The sequence below is a fragment of the Segeticoccus rhizosphaerae genome (assembly GCF_009192725.1).
GTDB lineage: Bacteria > Actinomycetota > Actinomycetes > Actinomycetales > Dermatophilaceae > Segeticoccus > Segeticoccus rhizosphaerae.
In genome coordinates this window covers 1-618 of sequence record NZ_VOHR01000701.1, presented here as the reverse complement: position 1 = coordinate 618, position 618 = coordinate 1, and the positions used below count along the sequence as shown (strand labels likewise).

1 protein-coding gene is annotated in these 618 nt (G+C 77.2%); it reads right to left on the bottom strand.

All coding sequences use genetic code 11. From position 1 onward, the window contains the following. Positions 1-18: 18 nt before the first annotated feature. Positions 19-618, bottom strand: a 600-nt coding sequence (locus FRW57_RS22580; protein ID WP_162529495.1) for an ADP-dependent NAD(P)H-hydrate dehydratase, incomplete at its 5' end; no start/stop codon positions are given.

Below are 618 nucleotides of genomic sequence, written 5' to 3'. Positions count from 1 at the left end.
GCCAGCCGATCGGAGCCGTCAGCGCCGCAGCAGGTCCGCCACGACAGCGGGTATGGCGTGTGCCACGCCCGTGGCGCGGACCGGTCCTCCCGGACGGGCCGCCGCCCCCGCCAGCCCGTGCACCAGGGCGGCAAGAGATCCCGTGTCCAGCAGGTCGAGGCCGGATGCGAGGAGGGTCCCGGCGAGCCCGGCCAGGACGTCACCGGCCCCCGCGGTCGCCAGCCAGGGCGGGGCGTCGCACTGCGACCGCACCGGGAGCCCTGAGGACGTCGGCGGCACCACCAGGGTGGTCGATCCCTTCAGCAGCACGGTCGCGCCGGTGCGGTCGGCCACCTGACGGGCATACCGCAGCGGCGCGGCGGCCACCTCCTCCCGGCTCACCTCGCCCTGGTCACCGAGGCGGCTGACGAGGCGAGCGAGCTCGCCCGCGTGCGGCGTGAGCAGTGCGGGGGACGGCAGCGGCAGGTCTGCCTCCTCGAACAGGTCGAGGCCCCCCGCGTCGACGAGGCAGGGACGGCCCGAGGCCAGCGCCCACCGGGCCGCCCGCACCTGCGCCTGGCCGTCGTCCGAGTCGTCTCCCGCCTCGAGACCGGGCCCGACGACCCACGCCTGCACCCG